Origin of the sequence: Streptomyces sp. NPDC050549, from assembly GCF_040655035.1 — a bacterium.
Classification (GTDB): Bacteria; Actinomycetota; Actinomycetes; order Streptomycetales; family Streptomycetaceae; genus Streptomyces.
This window is the reverse complement of sequence record NZ_JBFAJD010000028.1, coordinates 41,325-64,132: the sequence shown is the minus strand read 5'-3', so window position 1 is coordinate 64,132 and position 22,808 is coordinate 41,325. Positions and strand designations below refer to the sequence as shown.

The following is a 22,808-nucleotide window of genomic DNA, read 5'->3' as shown; positions in this document are numbered from 1 at the left end:
GGGTACTGCGGCCGCCCCGAGTACCGGGGGTGCGGGTACTACGGGTACTGCGGCGCGGGTGTCCGCCGTCGTCGCCCCCACGGTCTTCGCGCTCGGCGCGGTCAGCCTGATCACCGACGTGTCGTCCGAGATGGTGACCGCGGTGCTGCCGCTGTACCTGGTGACGGGCCTCGGCCTCTCCCCGCTGGGCTTCGGTCTCCTGGACGGCATCTACAACGGCTTCTCGGCGCTCGTCCGCCTGGCCGGCGGCCACCTCGCGGACCGGGGCGGCGGCCGGCACAAGTGGGTCGCGGGCATCGGCTACGCCGTCTCCGCGGCCTGCAGGCCTCTCCTCCTCCTGGCCCACACCCTCACCCCCATCGGCCTGATCCTGGCCGCCGACCGCACGGGCAAGGGCCTGCGCACGGCACCGCGCGACGCGCTGATCTCCCTGTCCTCCACCCCGGAGAACCGGGGTCGTGCCTTCGGCGTACACCGCGCGATGGACACGGCGGGCGCGCTGCTCGGCCCGCTGGTGGCGTTCCTGATCCTGCGGGCGACGGTCGACGGGTACGACGCGGTGTTCACGGTGAGTTTCTGCGTGGCCGTGGTGGGGGTACTGGTGCTGGTCCTGTTCGTGCCGGGCTCGGCACCGGCACCGATACCGATACCGGCCGTCGAGAAGGCCGCACGCCCCACCCTCCGCGCCGCCTTCGCCCTCCTCGCCCGTCGCGACCTGCGCCGCATCACCGTCTGCGCACTGCTCCTGGGCCTGGCGACGGTCAGCGACTCCTTCGTGTACCTGCTCCTGCAACGCCGCCTCGGCGTCCCCGACCGCTGGTTCGCACTCCTCCCCCTGGGCACGGCGGCGGCTTTCCTGCTGCTCGCCGTACCACTGGGCCGCCTCGCGGACCGCGTCGGCCGCTGGCGGGTGTTCCTGGCCGGCCACGGCGCCCTCCTCACGGCGTATGCCTTGCTGCTGACCTCCTGGCACGGCACGGCCCTCCCCTACGCCGTCCTCCTCCTGCACGGCGGTTTCTACGCGGCGACCGACGGCGTACTGATGGCGGCGGCCTCGGACAGCGTGCCGGAAGAGCTGCGTTCCTCGGGCCTGGCGCTGGTGCAGACGGGCCAGGCGGCGGCGCGGTTCGTGTGCTCGCTGGGCTTCGGCGCGGCGTGGACGCTGTGGGGCGACCGTACGGCGCTCATGGCGTCGGCGGCGGCACTGGCGGTCTGCGCGGTGTTCGCGCTGACGCTCCGCCCGGGCCGTCCGGTCGGACCAGTTCCGGAGCCTGCCTCATGACCTTGCGCAACCGCGTCCTGATCCTCGCCACGGCAATCGTCCTGCTGGCAGGGATCGCCGTCGCCTCGGTACTCCACGCGTCGGCGCGCGCCGGGCAGCGGGACCAGGTCCAGCCCGGCGGCCCGCAGGTCACCGCGGGCCGGGTCACCCTCACGTCGCCCGGCACCATGGTGTTCCGCAACCTGGCCTGGGGCCCCCACCGAGACGAGCTCACGACGGTCCCGGCCTCCAACCCCTCCGGCCCCCGCACCGCCTCCGGCCTCAAGTGCCTCCGCTTCTACGCCAGTTCGGGCACCGGAGTCTGCCTCCAGGCGGTCCATGGCACGGTCACGGACACCTACCGCGCGCTGATCCTCGACGCCCGCCTCAGGGAGAAGGCCCACTACGACGTCCCCGGCATCCCCTCCCGCGCCCGGGTCTCCCCCACGGGCCACTTCGCGGCCTGGACGGCATTCGTCGGCGGCGACTCCTACGCGGGCACGAACTTCTCCACGCGAGCGGCGATCGTCGACACGAGGTCGGGCCGGCTGATCCCGTCCCTGGAGTCGTTCCGCATCCTCAAGGACGGTCACGTCTACCGCGCGGCCGACGCCAACTTCTGGGGCGTGACCTTCGCTGCGGACGACCGCACGTTCTACGCGACGCTGGCGACGAAGGGCAGCACATATCTGGTGAGGGGCGACCTGCGCGCTCGGACGGTCACCACGATCCGCACGAACGTGGAATGCCCGTCCCTCTCCCCCGACGGCACGCGCATCGCCTTCAAGAAACGGGTGAAAGGCCTCCCGAAGGACGCTCCCTGGCATCTGTACGTGCTCAACCTCCGCACGATGCACGAGACTTCGCTGGCGGAGCCAAGGAGCGTCGACGACCAGGCGGTGTGGAGGGACGACCACACGATCGTCTACGCACTGCCCGGGGACTACGGGGCGGACCTGTACGCGGTACCGGCGGACGGCACGGGAAGGGCTCGGCGGATCAGTAGGGCGGCGGTGTCGCCGGCGTACATGAGGTAGCTGCTCACGCACCCCGAAGGCCGGCCGCTGTCGACGGCTCGATAATGCGTTGCACCGGACGACCACCCGCGGCGATCCTCGATTGATGGTCACGACTCCGCCCGACGGCCGCGCGGGAATCGACGCCGCTCTCGTGAGACGTCTCATTGCCGCGCAGTTCCCTCAGTGGAGCGGCATGCCAGTCACTCCGGTGGAGATCGACGGCTGGGACAACCGCACCTTTCGCCTCGGCGACGACATGACAGCGCGCCTGCCCACCGCCGCCGGATATGTGCCCGCGGTCGCCAAGGAGAACAGGTGGCTGCCCTGCCTGGCGCCGTCGCTGCCCGTCGCCGTCCCGCCGATCCTGGCGATGGGCACCGCGGGCGAGGGCTATCCCTTCCCGTGGTCCGTGCGCGGCTGGCTGTCCGGTGAGAGGGCCGACCGAGCGCACATCGACGACACCTCGCAGTTCGCGATCTCGGTCGCCGAGTTCATCCTCGCCCTTCAACGTTGCGACGCCACCGACGGCCCGCCCGCCGGGGAGCACAGCTGGTTCCGCGGAGCGTCGCCGGCCCACTACGACGAGGAGACCCGCCGCTGCCTGGCCGCCCTCGAGGACCGTGTCGACACCGGTCGGGCCGCCGCCGTCTGGGAAGCCGCCCTTGCCGCCCAGTGGCGTGCAACACCGGTGTGGTTCCACGGCGACATCGCCGCCGGCAACCTGCTGGTCGCCGACGGGAAACTGACCGCCGTCATCGACTTCGGCACGTCGGGCGTCGGCGACCCGGCCTGTGATCTGGTGATCACGTGGGGGATGTTCTCCGGCGAGAGCCGGGAGGCGTTCCGCCGCACGGTCGACCAGGACGACGGCACCTGGGCCCGGGCCCGGGGGTGGGCACTGTGGAAGTCCTTGCTGAACCTGACCGGGTGCATCGACACCGATCAGGAGGAGGCCGCCGTCAATCAGCGCGTGATCAGTGAGGTCCTGGCCGACCACGACACCTTCGGCTAGCCGAGGTCACCCGACCGCAGTGCGGGCGCCTTCGGCGTTCTGCCGACCCGAGAGCAGCCCCAAGGACCTCAAAACGTCACGGGGCCGACGGTCCACGACCGTCGGCCCCGTGCGCCGAATCAACCCGAGGCGGGCTGTGAACCGCCTCTACAGCACCGGCAGGTTCTTCCGCAGCTCGAACGCGGTCACCTCGGAGCGGTACTCCTCCCACTCCTGCCGCTTGTTGCGCAGGAAGAAGTCGAAGACGTGCTCGCCGAGGGCCTCGGCGACCAGGTCGCTGCGTTCCATCAGGGTCAGGGCCTCGCCGAGGTTCTGCGGCAGCGGCTCGATGCCCATCGCGCGGCGTTCCGCGTCGGAGAGGGCCCAGACGTCGTCCTCGGCGCCCGGCGGGAGTTCGTAGCCCTCTTCGATGCCCTTCAAGCCGGCGGCCAAAAGCAGCGCGTACGCCAGGTACGGGTTCGCGCCCGAGTCCAGGGAGCGGACCTCGACCCGCGCCGAGCCCGTCTTGCCGGGCTTGTACATGGGGACGCGGACCAGGGCGCTGCGGTTGTTGTGGCCCCAGCAGATGTACGAGGGGGCCTCGCCGCCGGCGCCCGCCGTGCGCTCGGAGCCGCCCCAGATGCGCTTGTAGGAGTTGACCCACTGGTTGGTGACGGCGGAGATCTCCGCCGCGTGCTTCAGCAGGCCAGCGATGAAGGAGCGGCCGACCTTGGAGAGCTGGTACTCCGAGCCGGACTCGTAGAAGGCGTTGCGGTCGCCTTCAAACAAAGACAGGTGCGTGTGCATCCCGGACCCCGGGTGCTCCGAGAACGGCTTCGGCATGAACGTCGCCTGGACGCCCTGCTCCAGCGCCACCTGCTTCATGACCAGGCGGAACGTCATGATGTTGTCCGCCGTGGAGAGCGCGTCGGCGTAGCGGAGGTCGATCTCCTGCTGGCCGGGGGCGCCCTCGTGGTGGGAGAACTCGACCGAGATGCCCATCGACTCCAGCATGGTGATCGCCTGGCGGCGGAAGTCCATGCCCACGTTCTGCGGGGTGTGGTCGAAGTAGCCGGAGTTGTCGGCGGGGGTGGGGCGGGAGCCGTCCAAGGGGCGGTCCTTCAGGAGGAAGAACTCGATCTCCGGGTGGGTGTAGAAGGTGAAGCCCAGGTCGGAGGTCTTGGCGAGGGCGCGCTTGAGCACGTAGCGCGGGTCCGCGAAGGACGGGGAGCCGTCCGGCATGAGGATGTCGCAGAACATGCGGGCCGTGCCGGGGGCCTCGGCGCGCCACGGCAGGACCTGGAAGGTGGAGGGGTCCGGCTTGGCGATCATGTCGGACTCGTACACGCGGGCGAAGCCCTCGATCGCGGAGCCGTCGAAGCCGATGCCTTCGTCGAAGGCCTGTTCCAGCTCGGCGGGGGCCACGGCGACGGACTTGAGGAAGCCCAGCACGTCCGTGAACCACAGCCGTACGAACCGGATGTCGCGCTCCTCCAACGTCCGGAGCACGAACTCCTGCTGCTTGTCCATCTTCCGCTTCCCCATCCTTGCTGGTCAGGCCGCCTGTCCTCGTACCGCAGGAGGCGGTCGGGCACCTGAGCATCCCACCACAACACCATTTCGTGCGCGTTGCCGACCTTGATCGACCGGCCGTCCTCGGGCTGAACGGCTCGCGAACGGCAGGTGTAGTGCGCCGATGCCCATCTGCTGACCATCTTGCCTGCTCGGACTGACATTCGTAATGCCTGACCCGGGGCACTTCGCACTCTTCCACGGTCTTTGCTGTGGCCGCCCTACGAGAACCCTTTCCTCCCCCACTACGATCAGCGGGTCCCGACCTTCCCGTCCCTTCCCCCAAAAGGACATACATCTCATGGGTTCCGCGAAGAACACCGGCAACGCGGCGCGCAAGGCACGCATCGAGGAGATGCGGCGCGCCGAGCAGGCCCGCGAGCGACGCGCCAAGCTCGTGAAGATCGTGGCGAGCACGGTGGTCGCCGCCGGTCTCGTCATCGGCGGGGTCGCCGTCGTGCACGCGCAGTCCGGCAAGAAGGACAGTTCCGCGAGCGACTCCAAGAACTCCGCCTCGGGGCACTTCGTGGCCGGCGCGGACGGCGTGAACACGTGGAAGGGGAAGCTGGGCCGCACCCACGTCACCGGCACGGTGAACTACCCGATGCACCCGCCGGTCGGTGGCAACCACAACCCGGTCTGGCTGAACTGCAACGGCGACGTCTACGCCAAGGCCGTCAAGGACGAGAACGCGGTGCACGCGCTGGAGCACGGCGCGGTCTGGGTGACGTACAACAAGAAGGCCTCGGCCGCCGACGTCAAGGCGCTCGCGGCGAAGGTGAAGTCGACGCCGTACTCGCTGATGAGCCCGTACGACAGCCAGAAGGACCCGATCATGCTGTCGGCGTGGGGGCACCAGCGCACCGTGAAGAGCGCGAGCGACCCGGACCTGAACAAGTTCTTCGCGAAGTTCGTGCAGGGCAGCCAGACGCCCGAGCCGGGTGCCGCGTGCACGGGCGGGCTGTCGCAGTGAGGCAGGTGGGACTGATCGCTGGGGCCGCTGCGGTGGCGCTGGTCGCGGCCGGCGCGATCACGTACGCGGTCGCCGAGGACGGCGGCGGATCGACCAACTCTCCTGCTCCTACGGCGGATTCTGCGGACGCCGGGTTCGCGCGGGACATGGCGGTCCATCATCAGCAGGCCGTCGAGATGTCGTACATCGTGCGGGATCGCACGAAGAACGTGGAAGTGCGGCGGCTCGCATACGACATCGCGCAGACGCAGGCCAACCAACGGGGCATGCTGCTGGGCTGGTTGGACCTGTGGAACCTGCCGAAGGTGTCGGCCGATCCGCCGATGACCTGGATGGGCATGGGTGACATGGCGTCCGGGAAGGACGGCGCGCTGATGCCAGGGATGGCGACCAACACCGAGCTGAAGAAGCTGAGTTCACTGAGCGGCAAGCCCGCCGAGGTGTTCTTCCTGCAGCTCATGACGGACCATCACAAGGGCGGGATCCACATGGCCGAGGGGTGCGTGGAGAAGTGCAAGGTGGGGGTGGAGAAACGACTGGCGCAGGGGATGGTCGACGCGCAGCAGTCGGAGATCCAGCTGATGGCCGACATGCTCAAGGAGCGTGGCGCAGAAGCGCGTTCGTAAAGCATCCACAGTCGTTCGTTACACGCCCGTAAGGAAAAAAGCCCCCAATTCGCCCTGGCTGACGGTTCCTTGGGTTTCTCTTGACTTTCACGTTCCCCTGGCATGAACGGTTCATCGAAAGAGTGGCCCCACGTGTGATCCATCCGCGGACCCTCCCGCCGCAGGTTCCGTACGGATCGACGACGACCAACCACTCCATGCGTGGAACCGCATAGCAGGGGGTTTTATGAGATCCAATCGCGCCACCATGCGCGCCGGAGTGAGCATGGCAGCGACACTGCCCATGATCGCCGGCGCTCTGGCGCTCGGTATACCCGCGGCGCACGCCGCGGACACCCCGGGCCGGGACGCTCTCGCGGGCACCAAGCCCGCGTGGGCGACGGCCAAGGCGGACAAGGGAGCCACCTCCGACAGCTCCAAGGTCTCCGCCCGGGTCTACCTCGCCGGCCGGAACGCCTCCGGTCTCGCGGCGTACGCAAAGGCCGTCTCCGACCCGGAGTCGGCCCAGTACGGCAAGTACCTGAGCGCGGCTCAGGTGCAGCAGCGCTTCGGCGCCACGGCGGCCCAGGTGAGCGCCGTCAAGTCCTGGCTGAAGTCCGCCGGGCTGAAGATCACCGGTACCACCCAGCACTACGTCACCGTCTCCGGTGACGTGGCGGCGGTCGAGAAGGCGTTCAGCACCTCGCTGCACAACTACTCGAAGGGCTCGAAGACCTACCGCGCCCCGTCGAAGACGGCCTCCGCGCCGGACAGCCTCAACGGAGCCGTCCTGACCGTCACCGGTCTCGACAACGCCCCGCACAAGGCGAACCACGACGACACGCTGCCGGGTCCGACCGCGGTGTTCAAGAACTCGGGACCGTTCTCCTCGTACTACGGCTCCAACACCGCGAGCACCCTGCCTTCGGCGTACGGCCAGAAGATCCCGTACGCGATCGAGGGCTACACCGGCAAGCAGCTGCGGGCCGCCTACGGCGCCGGCAAGTACACGGGCAAGGGCGTGCGCGTCGCCATCACCGACGCCTACGCCTCGCCGACCATCGCCTTCGACGCGGCCACCTACGCGAAGAAGCACGGCGACGCCACCTGGAAGACCAGCCAGCTGAAGCAGGTCCTGCCCAGCAACTACACGCACACCGGCGCCGACGAGTGCGACGCCTCGGGCTGGTACGGCGAGGAGACCCTCGACGTCGAGGCCGTGCACGCGGTGGCTCCGGACGCGAACGTCACGTACGTGGGCGCCGCCTCCTGCCTGGACGACGACCTGCTCGACTCGCTGAGCAAGGTCGTCGACAACCACCTGGCCGACATCGTCTCCAACTCGTGGGGCGACATCGAGGCCAACCAGACCCCGGACCTCGCGGCCGCCTACGACCAGGTGTTCCAGCTGGGCGCGGTCGAGGGCATCGGCTTCTACTTCTCCTCCGGTGACAACGGCGACGAGGTCGCCAACACCGGTACGAAGCAGGTCGACACCCCGGCCAACTCGGCGTGGGTGACGGCGGTCGGCGGTACCTCCCTCGCCGTCGGCAAGGGCGACAAGTACCTGTGGGAGACCGGCTGGGGCACCGAGAAGGCCCTGCTGTCGACCGACGGCAAGAGCTGGACCAACTTCCCCGGCGCCTTCACCTCGGGCGCGGGCGGCGGCACCAGCAAGACCGTGAACGAGCCCTTCTACCAGAAGGGTGTCGTCCCGGACGCGCTCGCCAAGGCCAACAGCGCCACCGGCAACCGTGTCGTCCCGGACATCTCGGCGATCGCCGACCCGAACACCGGCTTCAAGGTCGGCCAGACGCAGACCCAGTCGGACGGGTCGGAGTCGTACAGCGAGTACCGGATCGGCGGCACCTCGCTCGCCTCCCCGGTGATCGCGGCGGTCCAGGCCCTGGCCCAGGAGGCGCGCGGCGGCAAGGCGATCGGTTTCGCCAACCCGTCGATCTACGCCAAGTACGGCACGAAGGTCTACCACGACGTGACCGACAACCCGACGGGCTCCGGCCTGGCGGTGGCGCGCGTGGACTTCGCCAACGGCTTCGACGCCACCAACGGCCTGCTGACCTCGGTCCGCAGCCTCGGCAAGGACAGCTCGCTGTCCGCGGTCAAGGGCTACGACGACGTGACCGGCGTGGGCACGCCCGCGAACGGCTACGTCGAGTCGTACGCCTCCCCCAAGGGTCACCACTGACCCGGTAGGCGGTAGGCGAGTCACCTGTTGATGGGGTGGCGTGGGGTATTCGACACCCCGCGCCACCCCATCGCGTCTCACTGACGATTACAGTGGACCCGTGCCTCCACTGAACTTCTGGTCGATCTATCAGCACGGCTTCGCCCGCGTCGCCGCCTGCACGGGCCACACCGTGATCGCGGACCCGCACGCCAACGCCGAAGCCGTCCTGCGCCACGCCCGCAGGTGCGACGAGGAGGGTGTCGCCGTCGCCGTCTTCGCGGAGCTGGGCCTGTGCGGCTACTCCATCGAGGACCTGCTGCTCCAGGACGCGCTGCTCGACCAGGTCGAGGAGGCGCTGCGGGACGTGGTGACGGGGTCCGCGGACCTGCTGCCGGTGCTGGTCGTCGGCGCCCCGCTGCGCCACCGCAACCGGATCTACAACTGCGCGGTGCTCGTGCACCGGGGCCGGGTCCTGGGCGTCGTACCGAAGTCGTACCCGCCGAACTACCGCGAGTTCTACGAGCGCCGCCAGATCGCCGACGGCGCGGACGAGCGCGGCGGTTCGATCCGTGTCGGCGGGGAGGAAGTCCCCTTCGGCGTGGACCTGTTGTTCGCCGCCCAGGACGTCCCGTCCCTCGTGCTGCACGCGGAGATCTGCGAGGACATGTGGGTGCCGGTGCCGCCCAGCGCGGAGGCGGCCCTCGCCGGCGCGACCGTCCTCGTCAACCTCTCCGGGAGCCCGATCACGGTCGGCCGCGCCGAGGACCGCAAACTGCTCTGCCGCTCGGCGTCCGCGCGCTGCCTCGCCGCGTACGTCTACGCGGCGGCCGGCCTCGGCGAGTCGACCACTGACCTGTCCTGGGACGGCCAGGCCATGATCTACGAGAACGGCGCGCTGCTGGCCGAGACCGACCGCTTCCCGCTCGGCGACGAGTACGCGGTGGCCGACGTCGACCTCGACCTGCTGCGGCAGGAGCGGCAGCGGATGGGGACGTTCGACGACAACCGCCGTACGCACCGGGCGAGGACGTCGGACTTCCGCACTGTGGGCTTCGAACTCGCCCCGCCGCTCACCGACTTGGGCCTCCGGCGCCGTCTGGAGCGCTTCCCGTTCGTGCCCGCCGACGCGGACCGGCTCGCGCAGGACTGCTACGAGGCGTACAACATTCAGGTCGAGGGCCTCCAGCAGCGGCTCGCCGCGATCGGTGGCCCGAAGGTCGTCATCGGGGTGTCGGGCGGCCTCGACTCCACGCATGCGCTGATCGTCGCCGCGCGCGCGATGGACCGCGCGGGCCGTCCGCGCAGCGACATCCTGGCCTGGACGCTGCCCGGCTTCGCGACCAGCGACCACACCAAGGACAACGCGCACGCGCTGATGCGGGCGATCGGCGTCACGGCCGCCGAACTGGACATCACCCCGACCGCACGTCTGATGCTGAAGGAGATGGGCCACCCCTTCGCCTCCGGCGAGCCGGTGTACGACATCACCTTCGAGAACGTGCAGGCCGGCCTGCGCACGGACTATCTGTTCCGCCTCGCCAACCAGCGCAACGGCATCGTGCTGGGCACGGGCGATCTGTCGGAACTGGCGCTGGGCTGGTCGACGTACGGCGTCGGCGACCAGATGAGCCACTACAACGTCAACTCCGGCGTACCGAAGACTCTGATCCAGCACCTGATCCGCTGGGTGGTGAGCAGCGACCAGTTCGACGAGGAGACCGGCAAGATCCTCACCGCGATCCTCGACACGGAGATCAGCCCCGAGCTGGTGCCCGGCGAGGAGATGCAGTCCACGGAGTCGAAGATCGGCCCGTACGCGCTGCACGACTTCACCCTGTTCCACGTCCTGCGCTACGGCTTCCGCCCGTCGAAGATCGCCTTCCTGGCGTGGCACGCGTGGCACGACGCGGGGGCGGGGGCCTGGCCACCCGGCTTCCCGGAGGCGAAGCGGGTGGCGTACGAACTGCCGGAGATCCGGCGGTGGTTGGAGGTCTTCTGCCGGCGCTTCTTCGGCTTCGCGCAGTTCAAGCGGTCGGCGATGCCGAATGGGCCGAAGGTGTCGGCGGGGGGTTCGCTGTCTCCCCGGGGGGACTGGCGGGCACCTTCGGACGGGTCGGCAACGACGTGGCTGCGGGATCTGGCCCGGTTCGACTAGGGCCTGTTCCGGTGTCGTCGGCAGGTTTCGTCCTCGGCTTACCGGTGTGGGGTTGGTTCATGGTGAGGTCCTGAGTGAGGGTGTTCCGCGACGTCCACCCGCACTCGCGACGGGGCCCGATGAGACACACCCGCCTGCTCCGCCGTGCCACCGTGACCCTGACCGCGGCCGTCACCGTGGGGCTCGGCACGGCGACAGCCCACGCGGACCCCGGAATCCCGGACATCGGCTACGGGCACACCGACAACCCCGCGTCGGTCCGCTGTGTGCAGTTCTTCGTGAACGACCACCTCAATCTGCACCTCCTGGTGGACGGCAGGTTCGGCCCGCAGACCGAGCTGGGGTCGAGAAGCTCCAGAAGTACTCCAACTACCACTGGGCCACCACCCAGTTGGCGGTCGACGGGGTCTTCGGCAAGCACACGGGCGAGGTCGTGCCCAAGCACATCAAGCGGTACCCGGCGTCGATCGACTTCCGGAAGGCCAGTCACTGCGGCCACGAGGTGCCTTCGTACGGCGTCATCCTCAACTGACGCCGTACACAAGGGGTCCGTCAAGTGGTCACGACTGCAAGACCCTCGCCTGCTCCGGTACGTGCGCCGCGACCAGCCGCTCGTGGCCCGGTACCGCTCGGCGCCGGTCGACGCTCCACGCCGTGGCCGCGACTCCCAGCCCCAGTACGGCCAAAAGCGCGCCGGCCACGGCAGGGGACGTAGCGCCGAAGCCCGCCGCCAGTGCCAGGCCGCCGATCCAGGCGCCGCCCGCGTTGGCCAGGTTGAAGGCCGCCTGGTTCGCGGATGAGGCCAGGGACGGGCCCGCCGCCGCCTTCTCCATCACCATCAGCTGGAGCGGGGAGCCCGTCACGAAAGCCGCCACGCCCAGCAGGACGACCGCGAGCGCCGCGCTCCACTCCGTGGCCATCAGGAGGGGGAAGAGGGCCAGGACCGCGGCCAGGGACACCAGGCCGCCGAAGAGGGTGCCTCGGAGGGAGTGGTCCGCCAGGCGGCCACCCACCAGGTTGCCCGCCGTCGCGCCCACGCCGAACAGGGCCAGCAGCAGCGTCACGCTGCCGTCGGCGAAGCCCGCCGCGTCGGTCAGCATCGGCGTGATGTAGCTGTAGGCGGAGAACAGGGCTCCGAAGCCCGCCACCGTCGTGCCGAGGGCCAGCCAGACCGGGAGGGAGCGCAGGGCCGCCATCTCGCGGCGCAGGCCCACCGCCGGTGCGTGTGCGTGGTCGTGCGGGATCAGCAGGGCCAGCGACGCTATCGCCGCCGCGCCGATCACGCTGACGGCGAGGAACGTGGCCCGCCAGCCCAGGTGTTGGCCCATCAGCGTGGCGGCGGGTACGCCCACGATGTTGGCGACCGTGAGGCCCAGGAACATCAACGAGACGGAGCGCGCCTTGCGTTCGGGCGCCACCATCGTCGTGGCGACTACGGCTCCTACGCCGAAGAAGGCGCCGTGCGGCAGGCCGCTGAGGAAGCGGGCCGCGAGCAGGTAGTCGTAGTTCGCCGCGAACGCCGACAGCGCGTTGCCCGCCACGAACAGGACCATGAGGCCGATCAGGACGGTGCGGCGGGACAGGCGGGCGGTGACCGCCGCGAGCAGCGGGGCGCCGATGACGACGCCCAGCGCGTACGCCGAGACCAGGTGTCCCGCCGTGGGGATCGAGACGTGGAGGTCGTCCGCGACCTCGGGCAGCAGGCCCATGATCACGAATTCGGTGGTGCCGATACCAAAAGCGCCGACGGCCAGAGCGAGCAGGGCCAGGGGCATGGAGGTGCCTGTGCCTTTCGGGGGAGAGCGGAGTTCCGCACTGACGAGCTTAAGTTCAGTTACGGAACAAAGACTCCCGGGCGCTCTATTCCACGAGGTTAAGAGCTCGTGTCCAGGTTCACACGGGCCGCGATCGGAAGGTGGTCGCTGCCCGTCCTCGGCAGGGTCCACGAGGTGACCGGTTCCACGCCCTGGACCATGATCTGGTCGATCCGCGCCATCGGGAACGAGGCCGGCCAGCTGAACCCGAAGCCGTCGCCCGCCGCGCCCTGCGTGGAGCGCATCTGGGAGGTGACGGCGTTCAGCGAGCGGTCGTTCATCGTGCCGTTGAGGTCGCCGAGGAGGATCTTCCGCTTCAGCGGCTCGGCGGCGATGGACTCACCGAGCGCGTCCGCGCTGGTGTCGCGCTGCCGGGCGGTGAAACCGGCTTCGAGCTTCACCCGCACCGAGGGGAGGTGGGCGACGTAGACCGCGATCTTCCCCTCGGGGGTGGTGACGGCGGCCCGCATCGCGCGGGTCCAGCCCAGCTTTATGTCGACGGCCTTGATGCCGGTCATCGGGTACTTGCTCCACAGGCCGACCGTGCCCTCGACCGCGTGGTACTTGTACGTCGACGCGAGCGCCTTCTCGTACGTGGGGACCGCCGAGGCCGTCAACTCCTCCAGGGCGACGACGTCCGCGCCGGACGCCGCCACGTCACGGGCCGTACCGGCCGGGTCGGGGTTGTCGGCGTTGACGTTGTGCGTGGCCACGGTCAGGTCGCCGCCGGTGCCGGTCTTGTCGCTGAGCAGCAGCCCGCCGAAGAGGTTCAGCCAGACGGCCGCCGGGAGTACGACGGCGATCAGCGCGGTCGCCGACTTGCGGACCAGGCCGAGGACCAGCAGCAGCGGGATCGCGATCCCGAACCAGGGCAGGAAGGTCTCCGTGAGACTGCCGAGGTTGCCGATCCGGTTCGGGATGTGTGAGTGCAGCAGCATCACCAGGGCGAGGACGACCGCCAGCGCGGCGAGGATCAGACCCCGGCGCCAGATCCTCCGGTCGCCCCGCCAGCCGTCGAGCAGTCTGTTCCGCAGGCGCCGAAGTCGGTTTCCGTGCGACTGGTCCCCCGAGCCGCCGTCGTCCGTCTCCGCCACATACGCCTGCTGTGCCATACCGTCGCCTCACTACCTGCCGTGCACACCATCGTCCCCGCGCCTACGACCCTAGGGGATGATCGGTTCCGATCCGCCGTCACATGACGGCCGTACGGGGACGAGGACGAACAAGTCGGCGCCGTGAGTTCCGGATACCGGCCCGCAGGGCGTGCTTGTGACGAGACGCGCACATTCGGGCGCGCCCCGACGAGGCCTAGGAATCGGCCGGGCGCAGGGCCAGCAGCACGGTGTCCACGAGGAGTTCGGACAGGCCCTCGGGGAGGTCGGCGTCGGCGCGCATGACGGTGCGCAGGAGCATCGGGCCGACCAGCATGTCGTTCATCAGCTCGGCGTCGAGGTCGGTGCGGAGTTCACCGTTCTCCTGGCCCCGGCGCAGCAGTTCGACCTGCTTGCGGCGGCGCGGTTCCACGACGGTCGCGTGGTAGGCGGCCCACACCTTCGGGGTGCTCTTCATCTGCGCGTACACGTTGTGCAGGAGGGCCGAGGAGCGGGTCATCAGGCCGCGCTGGCGCAGCTGTTCCATCATGGCGACGAGGTCGTCGCGCAGGGAGGTGCCGGGCAGTTCGGGGTCGTGCGGCTCGGCCTCGCGGACGACGTCGACGAAGAGTTCCTCCTTGCCCGGCCAGCGGCGGTAGATGGTGGCCTTGCCGACACCGGCGGTGCGGGCGATGCGCTCGATGGAGAGTTCGGCCAGTGGCACGCCTTCCTCCAGAAGCTTCATCACGCCCTCCGTGATGGCGCGTTCGACGGCCTCGCTGCGCGGGCGTCCCCTGGTGGGGGCGCACTGCCGAGTTCCGCTGTCGGTGCCGTTGTCGGCAAGGCTCACTTCACTCCGTCCCTTCGCTGTCCCCCGTCCGCGTCTGTGGTGATTGTCGTCGCTATTCGCCTACGACGACCAACTCCTGTTCCTCCTTGCCCTCCTGACGGGCCGTCGGCTTTCCGGGCAGGAAGAGGAAGGCGACCACCGCGCCGACGACCGCGACGCCCGCACCGCACAGCGCGGTGACGTGCATGGCGTGCAGGAAGGCGTCGTTGGCCGGGGCGACCAGGACCTTGCCCTGCGGGCCGAGCTTCGCGGCGACGCCGAGGGTGGCCTCGATGGACTCGCCGGCCGTGTCGCGGAGGGCGGCCGGCACCGAGCCGAGCTTGCCCTCGATGCCGTTGCGGTAGGCGGTGGAGAGCACCGAGCCGAGTACGGCGATGCCGAGCGCGCCGCCGACCTGGCGGAAGGTGTTGCTCAGGGCGGACGCGGAGCCCGCCTTCTCCCGCGGCAGGGCCTGCATGATGACGACGCTGGTCGGAGTCATGACGTGTGCCATGCCGGCGCCCATGAGGAAGAAGATGATCTCCAGGACCCAGATCGGCGTGTCCGCCTTGAGGGTCGCGAACGCGGAGAGCGTCCCGGCGAGCAGCAGCAGGCCGACCCCGGTGGTGATCCGGTTGCCGAAGCGGTCGACGACCAGCCTGGCGCGCGGCGCGAAGATCATCTGCGCGGCGGCCAGCGGCAGCATCAGCAGACCGGTCTGCAGCGGCGAGTAGCCGCGCACGCTCTGGGTGTAGAAGACCGAGAAGAAGGTCACGCCCATCAGCGCGAAGAAGACCAGCGCGATGGCGGCGATCGCGGCCGAGAACACCTTGTTCTTGAAGTACGTGACGTCGATGGACGGGTGGTCGCTGCGCTTCTCGAACCAGACGAACCCGGCGAGGACCGCGACACCGGCGAGGATCGTCGACAGCACCTTGGGCGCCGTGAAGTCGGCCAGCTCGCCGCCCTCGATGATGCCGTAGACGAGCAGGACGAGGCCCACGACGGACAGGACGACGCCGATCGGGTCGAGGCGGCCGGGCTTCGGGTCGCGGGAGTCGGGGACCAGCCAGATCATCAGGGCGAGCGCGACGATCACGATGGGCACGTTGATCAGGAAGACCGAGCCCCACCAGAAGTGGTCGAGGAGGACACCGCCGGTGATGGGCCCGATGGCGATGGCGAGGCCGACGCCGCCGGCCCAGATGCCGATGGCCTTGGGCTGCTCCTCGCGCTCGAAGACGTTCATGAGGACGGCGAGGGTGGCGGGCATCACGAACGCGGCGCCGAGGGCCATCAGGGCGCGGAAGGCGATGAGCTGGTCGGGCGAGCCGGACTCGGCGGCCAGCGCGGAGCCGATGCCGAACACGAGGAGACCGCCGAGCAGGACCTTCTTGCGGCCGAGCCGGTCGCCGAGGAGGCCGGCGGTGAACAGCAGGCCGGCGAAGACGAGGGTGTAGGCGTTGATCGCCCACTCCAGCTCGCTCTGTGTCGCGCCCAGGCCGGTCGGGGCCGGGGTGGAGATGGTCTTGATGGCGACGTTGAGGATCGAGTTGTCGAGCACCACGATCAGCAGGCTCAGCATCAGCACGCCGAGGATGGCCCAGCGACGACGGTGCACCGCTTCGGGTATCCGGGTGCCCGGGACGGGTGGAGTGGTCATACGGTCCAGCCTAGGGAGTCCCGGGCGAATTTCGATACGAGACCGTCCCGTATCGTAAATATTTTACTCAGGCCTTGCATCAGTCGACGTGACGGGGGTCCCTCTGGCCCTCAGTGGCACGAGGTGCCACCATGGAGGGGATCCGGGGACACCGTGAGGGTGCCTCGAGATGACTGAAGGAGCCGTTGCAATGACGCAGCTTTCGGCTGCCCAGACTGTGCGGAACAGTTCCTCCGACGGCAGCAAGGCGCTGTACGGAGGCAAGGGCACACGCCGTATCACCGTTCGCGACATCGCTCTCGCCAAGGAACGCGGCGAGAAGTGGCCCATGCTCACCGCCTACGACGCGATGACCGCGTCCGTCTTCGACGAGGCCGGGATCCCGGTCATGCTCGTCGGCGACTCGGCGGGCAACTGCCACCTCGGGTACGAGTCGACCGTGCCCGTCACGCTGGACGAGATGACCATGCTGTCCGCCGCGGTCGTGCGCGGCACGCAGCGGGCGTTGATCGTGGGCGATCTGCCCTTCGGGTCCTACCAGGAGGGGCCGGTGCAGGCGCTGCGCTCGGCGACCCGGCTGGTGAAGGAGGCCGGGGTCGGCGCGGTGAAGCTGGAGGGCGGCGAGCGGTCGCACGAGCAGATCCGGCTGCTGGTCGAGTCCGGTATCCCGGTGATGGCGCACATCGGCCTCACCCCGCAGTCCGTGAACGCGATGGGATACCGCGTGCAGGGGCGTGGCGAGGAAGCCGCCCAGCAGTTGCTGCGGGACGCGAAGTCCGTGCAGGACGCGGGGGCGTTCGCGGTGGTTCTTGAGCTGGTGCCGGCGGAACTCGCGGCCGAGGTGACCCGGGTGCTGCACATTCCTACCGTCGGGATCGGGGCTGGGGCGGAGACCGATGCCCAAGTCCTGGTGTGGACCGACATGTTGGGGCTTACGGGCGGTCGGATGCCCAAGTTCGTGAAGCAGTACGCCAATCTGCGCGAGGTCATGGGCAACGCGGCGAAGGCGTTCGCGGAGGACGTGGTCGGCGGAACGTTCCCGCTTGAGGAGCACTCCGTTCACTGAGCGGTTCAGAGCCACTGCGGCACTACGCAGCCCCGCCGATCTTCCCCCGTCGGCGGGGCTGCCCCGTTGCTGGGGGCTCCGCCCCCGGGTCCCGTGCACCAGCCGTCGGTCACCTGTCGGCGGCTGTCGGTGGGATGTCGGTGTTCTGTCGGCAGCCCCTGGCACTGTCATCCGCATGACGCGAATCGACAACACTCCCAGCGGCACGGCAGTGACCGTGCGGGGGCTGGTCAAGCACTACGGCGAGACCAAGGCGCTGGACGGCGTCGACCTGGACGTCCGGGAGGGCACCGTGATGGGTGTGCTCGGGCCGAACGGTGCCGGCAAGACCACCCTCGTACGCATCCTGTCCACGCTGCTCGCCCCGACCTCCGGCGAGGCCACCGTCGCCGGCTACGACGTCCTGCGCCAGCCCCGCCAGCTGCGCCGGGTGATAGGCCTCACCGGCCAGTACGCCTCCGTGGACGAGAAGCTCCCCGGCTGGGAGAACCTCTACATGATCGGGCGGCTGCTGGACCTGTCCCGCAAGGACGCCCGCGCCCGCGCCGACGAACTGCTGGAGCGGTTCTCGCTGACGGAGGCCGCCAAGCGGCCCGCCAGTACCTACTCCGGCGGTATGCGGCGCCGGCTCGACCTGGCCGCCTCGATGATCGGGCACCCGCAGGTGCTGTTCCTGGACGAGCCGACCACCGGTCTCGACCCGCGCACCCGCATGGAGGTGTGGGACGAGGTGAAGTCCATGGTCGGCGGCGGCGTGACCGTGCTGCTCACCACCCAGTACATGGAGGAGGCCGAGGCGCTCGCCTCCGAGCTGACCGTGGTGGACCACGGCAAGGTCATCGCGAACGGCGGGATCGACGAGCTGAAGGCCAAGGTCGGTGGACGGGCGTTGCGCATCCGGCCGACCGACCCGCTGCAACTGCGCCCGCTGGCCCACGCGTTGGACGAGCTGGGCATCACCGGGCTGGCCACCGTCACCGCCGACGTGGAGAGCGGCACGGTCCTGGTGCCGATCCTCAGCGACGAGCAACTGACCGCCGTGGTCGGCGCGGTGAGCGCCCGCGGCCTCACCATCGCCTCCATCACCACCGAACTGCCCAGCCTGGACGAGGTGTTCCTCTCCCTCACCGGCCACCGCGCCAGTGCCCCGCAGGACTCCGTGCCCACCCCCGACCGCGAGGAGGTCGCCGTATGAGCGCCGTCGCCGTGAACCCCGGCGCGGTCGCGTCGGACCCCCGTATCCCGCTGCGCAACCATCTGCGCCACACCGGCGCCCTGATCCGGCGCAACCTGCTGTGGATCCGGCAGGACCCGGAGTCGATGTTCGACGCCATCCTGTTCCCGGTCATCTTCACGCTGCTGTTCGTGTACGTCTTCGGCGGCTCGATCGGGCAGTCGCTCGGCGGCGGGCAGGAGGCGTATGTGCAGTACGTCGTGCCCGGGCTGCTCGCCATGATGGGCATGAACATGGCCCAGGGGGTGGGCACCGGCTTCAACACCGACTTCCACACCGGGGTCATGGACCGGTTCCGGTCGCTGCCCATCGGGCGGGCCTCGGTGCTGATCGCCAAGATCTCGGTCGAGATGATGCGGATGCTGGTCGCGTCCGCCGTGCTGATGGTCGTCGGTGTCCTCGTCGGCTTCCACATCCACCACTGGCTCGGCATGTTCGCCGCGATCGGACTGTCCGCGGTGTTCGGCTCGGCCCTGATGTGGGTGTTCCTCACCCTCGGCGTGACCATGAAGTCCGCGCAGTCCGTGCAGGCCATGGGCTTCCTGGTGCTGATGCCGCTGCAGTTCGGCTCGTCGATCTTCGCGCCGACCGGTTCGATGCCGGGCTGGCTGCAGAACTTCACCGACTACAACCCGCTCTCCGCGCTGGCTGACGCGGCCCGCGGGCTGATGGTGGGCGGCCCGGTCGCCCACGGCACCTTGCTGACCCTCGCCTGGTCGGTGGGGCTCACCGCGGTGATGGCCCCGATCTCCATCTACAAGTTCCGCACCAAGACCTGACCCGGCCGTGCGTCCCGTCCTCGCGGGTTCGTGCCGGTGTCTCACACCAGGGCGGCAGCCTCCTTCGCGGAGAGGCTGCCGCCTTCGGCGTACCCGGCCGCGCACTCCTCGTAGGCCGCGTCGCCGAGCGCGCCGCGCGCGTGCAGTTCGGCCTGGCGGTAGACCTCGCGCTCCATGAAGGTCGGGACATGCCCGCTCGGCAGCAGCGCCTTCGCCGCGACGAGACAGCGGACGCCGTCCCGGGCCCGGCCGCCGCCGTCGAGCTCGGTGAGGGCGACCGCGGCGATCCCCAGGTACAACGAGGTCATGTGCGGGGCGATGGTCTCGGACAGCGGGTCGCCGGCCCGCTCAAGCGCCTTGCGGATCTTGTCCAGAGCCTCCTCGTACTCGCCGTCGAGCGCCGCCACCCAGGCCTCGGAGCCGAGGATGAACGCATCGAAGACGACGAAGTGCGCGATGTGGAACTCCTCGCGCAGCAGGCGCAGTTCCTCGCGTGCCTCCGGGATCCGGCCGGACATGGCGAGGCGGCTCGCGAGGAACATCCGGGCGGCGGGCATCGCCTCGCTGCTCGCGCCGTGCGGCCGGTCGATCACCTCGCGCAGGATGCGCTCGCCGCGTTCGAACTCGCCCTCCTCGATGAGCACACTGCCGAGCCGGGCGCCGAGCACGGCCGTCTGCCCATGGGCGCCGAGCCGTTCGGCGTGCCCGATCGCGGCCTCGTAGTCGGTGGCGGCGAGCCGGTACCGGCCGATGCGCTCCCGGGCCTCTGCGCGGGCCGAGAGCGCCTCCGCGACGCCCCAGATGTCACCGAGGCGGCGGAAGATCTCCAGCGACTCGTCGGCGTCCCGGGCCGCGTCGCCCGCCCAGTCGGTGCGGTTGGCGAGCATGTTGGCGCGCATCTGGAGGGTGGTGGCGAGCTCCCACTCCATGCCGGGGGTGGTGCGGCAGGTGTGGACGTCGGCGTCGAGGATCGCGGGCAGCCGCTCCACGCTGCCGCTCAGCATCACGGCGAAGAACCAGAACATGCCGGGCGTACGGCAGGTCTGCGGCAGGCCCGGTTCGTAGACCTGGGCGATGAGGCCGAGCTTCGCTTTCGCTGCCGGCGCCTCCCAGGCGTCCAACTCCGTGTCCATACAGGCCAGATGGGCGAGATGGAGGCCGCGCCGGGCCTCGGCGAGGAGTTCTCCGGTGAGCGGGGGCGGGACGTCGGTGCAGCGCTGCCAGACCGGGGCGGCGCGCTGGACGGGGGCGGCGAAGGGGTCGGGGCCCAGGGCCATGACCTCGACGCACCAGTTGCGGGCCTCGATGCGGACGTCGCGCATCTGCCAGTACCAGACCAGCGACAGGACGAGACAGAGAGCCTCCTGCTCGTCGCGCTCGGCGACGGCGTGCCGCAGGGCGGTGCGGAGGTTCTCGTACTCGCGCTCCAGCAGCTCCACGGCGGCGAGTTGGCCGGGGCCGCGCAGCAACGGGTCGGTGGTGCGGGCGAGTTCGCGGTAGTACGTCAGGTGGGCGCGCTCGGCGCGGGGGCGGTGGCCGGCCTCGTCGAGCCGCTCGGCCGCGTACTCGGCGACGGTCTCCAGGAGCCGGTAGCGCATCTCCCCCTCGCCCGAAGGGGCCGCCACGACAAGGGACTTGTCGACGAGAGAGCCGAGCGTCTCGAACGCGACGGGTCCGCACACGGCCTCGGCGGCGGCGAGGTCGCAGCCGCCGGCGAAGACGGACAGGGTGCTCAGCACGTCCCGCTCGTCCGCGTCGAGCAGGTCCCAGGACCAGTCGACGACGGCTCGCAGGGTCTGCTGGCGGGGCAGGAGCGTACGGCTTCCCGAAGTGAGGAGCCGGAAGCGGTCGTCGAGCCGGTCGGCGATCTGACGCGGCGTCAGCATCCGTAGCCGGGCCGCCGCCAGCTCGATGGCCAGGGGCATTCCGTCGAGTCGCCGGCAGATCTCCGCGCAGGCCTCGATGTCGTCCTCGACCGCGAACCCCGGCCGGGCCGCCGCGCCCCGTTCGGCGAGCAGCCGTAGCGCGACGGGGTCGGGCAGGGGCTCCACCGGGCGCAGCAACTCCCCCGGTACGCCCAGGGGTTCGCGGCTGGTGGCGAGCACGGTGAGCTCGGGGCAGCGCTCCAGCAGGGCCTCCACCAGGCGGGCGGCGGCGTCCACGACGTGCTCGCAGTTGTCGAGGACGATCAGCATCCGGCGCCGCCCGCAGTGTTCGGCGAGCCGTTCCACGGGGTCGTCGTGCCGCTCTCCCCCGGCGGCCCGGATCGCCTCGGCGCCGGCGCCGTACATCACGGTCTCGCGCGCCCCGAGAGCGGTGAGCACGGCCTCCGGAACGGCCTCGGGGTCGTCTACGGGGGCGAGTTCGGCCAGCCACACGCCGTCCCGCGACGCGTACCGCACCCGCTCGGCGGCCTCCTGCGACAGCCGCGTCTTTCCTGCCCCGCCGGGCCCGAGCAGGGTCACCAGCCGGGCCGCCGCGATGTCCCCGCGGATGGCCTCGATGTCGGCCTCCCGGCCGACGAAGGAGGTGAGCCGGGCGCGGAGGTTGCCGGGAGGCGGGACGGCATGGTCGGCGGGGGTGGGGTCAGGCCGACCGGGATCGGCGTCGCCGGTGAACTCGCCGTGCCCACCGGGTGCGTTGGCGCCGCCGGATCCACCGGGGCCGTGGTGCGCGCCCGGTCCGCCGAACCCGGCACGACCGCCGGACCCGCCGAGCCCGCCGGGCCCCGCGCCGCCGCCACCGGCCCCGCCGTCACCGGGACTGAGCAACTCCCCGTGCAGTGCCCGTAGTTCAGGCCCGGGGTCCGAGCCCAGCCGGTCCGCCAGCAGTTGTCGTACGTCCTCGTAGGCGGCCAGCGCCTCCGCCGTGCGGCCGGTGGCGCGGAGGGCCTGGAGGCGGAGGGACTGGAGGGGTTCGTCGAGGGGGTGGGTGTCGCAGAGCGCGGTCAGTTCGGGGAGGGCGGTGTCCGCGTCGCCCAGTGCCAGGGCCGCCGTCAGACGGGCGCGGCGGGCGTCGAGGTGACGGGTCTCCCAGCGGGCCGCCTCCGCCGTACGGTCGGGGAGGTCCGCGAGGGCCGGGCCGCCCCACAGCGCCAGCGCGTCGTCCAGCGCCTCGGCCGCCTTCGCCGGGTTGCCGTCGGCCAGCGCCCGCAGCCCCTCACCGGTCAGCCGCTCGAAGCGGTGCAGGTCGATGTCGTCGGCGGCGACGGCGAGCCGGTAGCCGCTCTCCGTGGAGCCGATCGCGTCCGCGCCGAGTGCCCGGCGCAACCTGCCCACCAGCGCCTGCAGCGCACCCGTCGCGTCGGCCGGCGGGTCTGCGCCCCACACCTCGTCCACCAGGAAGCTCGCGGGCACGGCCCGGTCGGGCCGCAGGGCGAGCACGGTGAGCAGGGCGCGCAGCCGCGCCCCGCCGACCGGGACGGGTGTGCCGTCGGGGCGGAGTGCCTGGGTGGTACCGAGAATGCGATAGCGCACGGGGTCCATTGTCTCTGGTGGCGACGGAAGCGGTCACGGGGTTGGGGCGGCGCGGCGCCGGGCACGGCGTACGGGAGCCGCCGCCCCTGAGG

At 70.3% G+C, this 22,808-nt stretch carries 17 protein-coding genes; 11 read left to right on the top strand and 6 right to left on the bottom strand.

Features of this window, described 5'->3' with window-relative positions; translation table 11 throughout:
* Positions 1-58 precede the first annotated feature (58 nt).
* From AB0I51_RS32810 to AB0I51_RS32800, 3 genes are all read left to right on the top strand, one after another.
* On the top strand, positions 59-1,282 hold the full coding sequence (locus AB0I51_RS32810; protein WP_362981455.1) for an MFS transporter: 1,224 nt from the start codon (positions 59-61) through the stop codon (positions 1,280-1,282).
* On the top strand, positions 1,279-2,298 hold the full coding sequence (locus AB0I51_RS32805) for a TolB-like translocation protein (RefSeq protein WP_362981453.1): 1,020 nt from the start codon (positions 1,279-1,281) through the stop codon (positions 2,296-2,298). Before AB0I51_RS32810 ends, AB0I51_RS32805 begins: the two co-directional genes overlap by 4 nt.
* 85 nt (positions 2,299-2,383) lie before the next feature.
* A complete protein-coding gene (locus tag AB0I51_RS32800; protein ID WP_362981451.1) occupies positions 2,384-3,292 on the top strand; it encodes an aminoglycoside phosphotransferase family protein in 909 nt (302 codons plus the stop codon).
* Between the two features lie 147 nt (positions 3,293-3,439).
* Here the strand turns inward: AB0I51_RS32800 and glnA are convergent, their stop codons facing one another.
* The gene (gene glnA / locus AB0I51_RS32795) at positions 3,440-4,801 is read right to left on the bottom strand and encodes a type I glutamate--ammonia ligase (protein ID WP_093631824.1); all 1,362 of its coding nucleotides are present in this window, start codon (positions 4,799-4,801) and stop codon (positions 3,440-3,442) included.
* Positions 4,802-5,144: 343 nt separating this feature from the next.
* Between glnA and AB0I51_RS32790 the strand changes: the two genes are divergently transcribed.
* From AB0I51_RS32790 to AB0I51_RS32770, 5 genes are all read left to right on the top strand, one after another.
* The gene (locus AB0I51_RS32790; protein WP_362981449.1) at positions 5,145-5,816 is read left to right on the top strand and encodes a DUF3105 domain-containing protein; all 672 of its coding nucleotides are present in this window, start codon (positions 5,145-5,147) and stop codon (positions 5,814-5,816) included.
* Positions 5,813-6,442: a DUF305 domain-containing protein gene (locus AB0I51_RS32785; protein WP_362981447.1), complete on the top strand. Its 630-nt coding sequence runs from the start codon at positions 5,813-5,815 to the stop codon at positions 6,440-6,442. Before AB0I51_RS32790 ends, AB0I51_RS32785 begins: the two co-directional genes overlap by 4 nt.
* Positions 6,443-6,707: 265 nt before the next feature.
* Positions 6,708-8,627 carry a S53 family peptidase gene (locus tag AB0I51_RS32780; RefSeq protein WP_362981445.1) on the top strand — a complete coding sequence of 640 codons (1,920 nt, stop codon included), beginning with the start codon at positions 6,708-6,710 and terminating at the stop codon, positions 8,625-8,627.
* 100 nt (positions 8,628-8,727) lie between these two features.
* Positions 8,728-10,764: an NAD(+) synthase gene (locus AB0I51_RS32775; protein WP_362981443.1), complete on the top strand. Its 2,037-nt coding sequence runs from the start codon at positions 8,728-8,730 to the stop codon at positions 10,762-10,764.
* Positions 10,765-11,155: 391 nt separating this feature from the next.
* Entirely contained in the window at positions 11,156-11,296 is a 141-nt protein-coding gene (locus tag AB0I51_RS32770; RefSeq protein WP_362981441.1) for a hypothetical protein, read from the top strand.
* 28 nt (positions 11,297-11,324) lie between these two features.
* Here AB0I51_RS32770 and AB0I51_RS32765 read toward each other — a convergent pair whose 3' ends face one another.
* The 4 genes from AB0I51_RS32765 to AB0I51_RS32750 all read right to left on the bottom strand — a co-directional run bounded on the left by AB0I51_RS32765 (position 11,325) and on the right by AB0I51_RS32750 (position 16,161).
* Positions 11,325-12,539 (bottom strand): MFS transporter, encoded by a 1,215-nt coding sequence (locus AB0I51_RS32765; RefSeq protein WP_362981439.1) that lies wholly within the window; start codon positions 12,537-12,539, stop codon positions 11,325-11,327.
* Between the two features lie 98 nt (positions 12,540-12,637).
* Positions 12,638-13,690, bottom strand: a complete 1,053-nt coding sequence (locus AB0I51_RS32760; RefSeq protein ID WP_362981437.1) for an endonuclease/exonuclease/phosphatase family protein — start codon at positions 13,688-13,690, stop codon at positions 12,638-12,640.
* 196 nt (positions 13,691-13,886) lie between these two features.
* A complete protein-coding gene (locus AB0I51_RS32755; RefSeq protein ID WP_362981435.1) occupies positions 13,887-14,519 on the bottom strand; it encodes a TetR/AcrR family transcriptional regulator in 633 nt (210 codons plus the stop codon).
* Positions 14,520-14,571: 52 nt separating this feature from the next.
* The gene (locus tag AB0I51_RS32750; RefSeq protein ID WP_362981433.1) at positions 14,572-16,161 is read right to left on the bottom strand and encodes an MFS transporter; all 1,590 of its coding nucleotides are present in this window, start codon (positions 16,159-16,161) and stop codon (positions 14,572-14,574) included.
* Between the two features lie 190 nt (positions 16,162-16,351).
* Here AB0I51_RS32750 and panB point away from each other — a divergent pair, with 190 nt between their 5' ends.
* The 3 genes from panB (at position 16,352) to AB0I51_RS32735 (ending at position 19,240) form a co-directional block, all read left to right on the top strand.
* On the top strand, positions 16,352-17,227 hold the full coding sequence (gene panB, locus AB0I51_RS32745; RefSeq protein ID WP_362981431.1) for a 3-methyl-2-oxobutanoate hydroxymethyltransferase: 876 nt from the start codon (positions 16,352-16,354) through the stop codon (positions 17,225-17,227).
* Positions 17,228-17,402: 175 nt separating this feature from the next.
* Entirely contained in the window at positions 17,403-18,422 is a 1,020-nt protein-coding gene (locus tag AB0I51_RS32740) for an ATP-binding cassette domain-containing protein (RefSeq protein WP_362981429.1), read from the top strand.
* The gene (locus AB0I51_RS32735; protein WP_359613906.1) at positions 18,419-19,240 is read left to right on the top strand and encodes an ABC transporter permease; all 822 of its coding nucleotides are present in this window, start codon (positions 18,419-18,421) and stop codon (positions 19,238-19,240) included. The genes AB0I51_RS32740 and AB0I51_RS32735 overlap by 4 nt, the downstream gene beginning before the upstream one ends.
* Positions 19,241-19,281: 41 nt before the next feature.
* Here AB0I51_RS32735 and AB0I51_RS32730 read toward each other — a convergent pair whose 3' ends face one another.
* Complete coding sequence (locus AB0I51_RS32730; protein WP_362981427.1) at positions 19,282-22,725, bottom strand: BTAD domain-containing putative transcriptional regulator; 3,444 nt, start codon at positions 22,723-22,725, stop codon at positions 19,282-19,284.
* Positions 22,726-22,808: the final 83 nt, after the last annotated feature.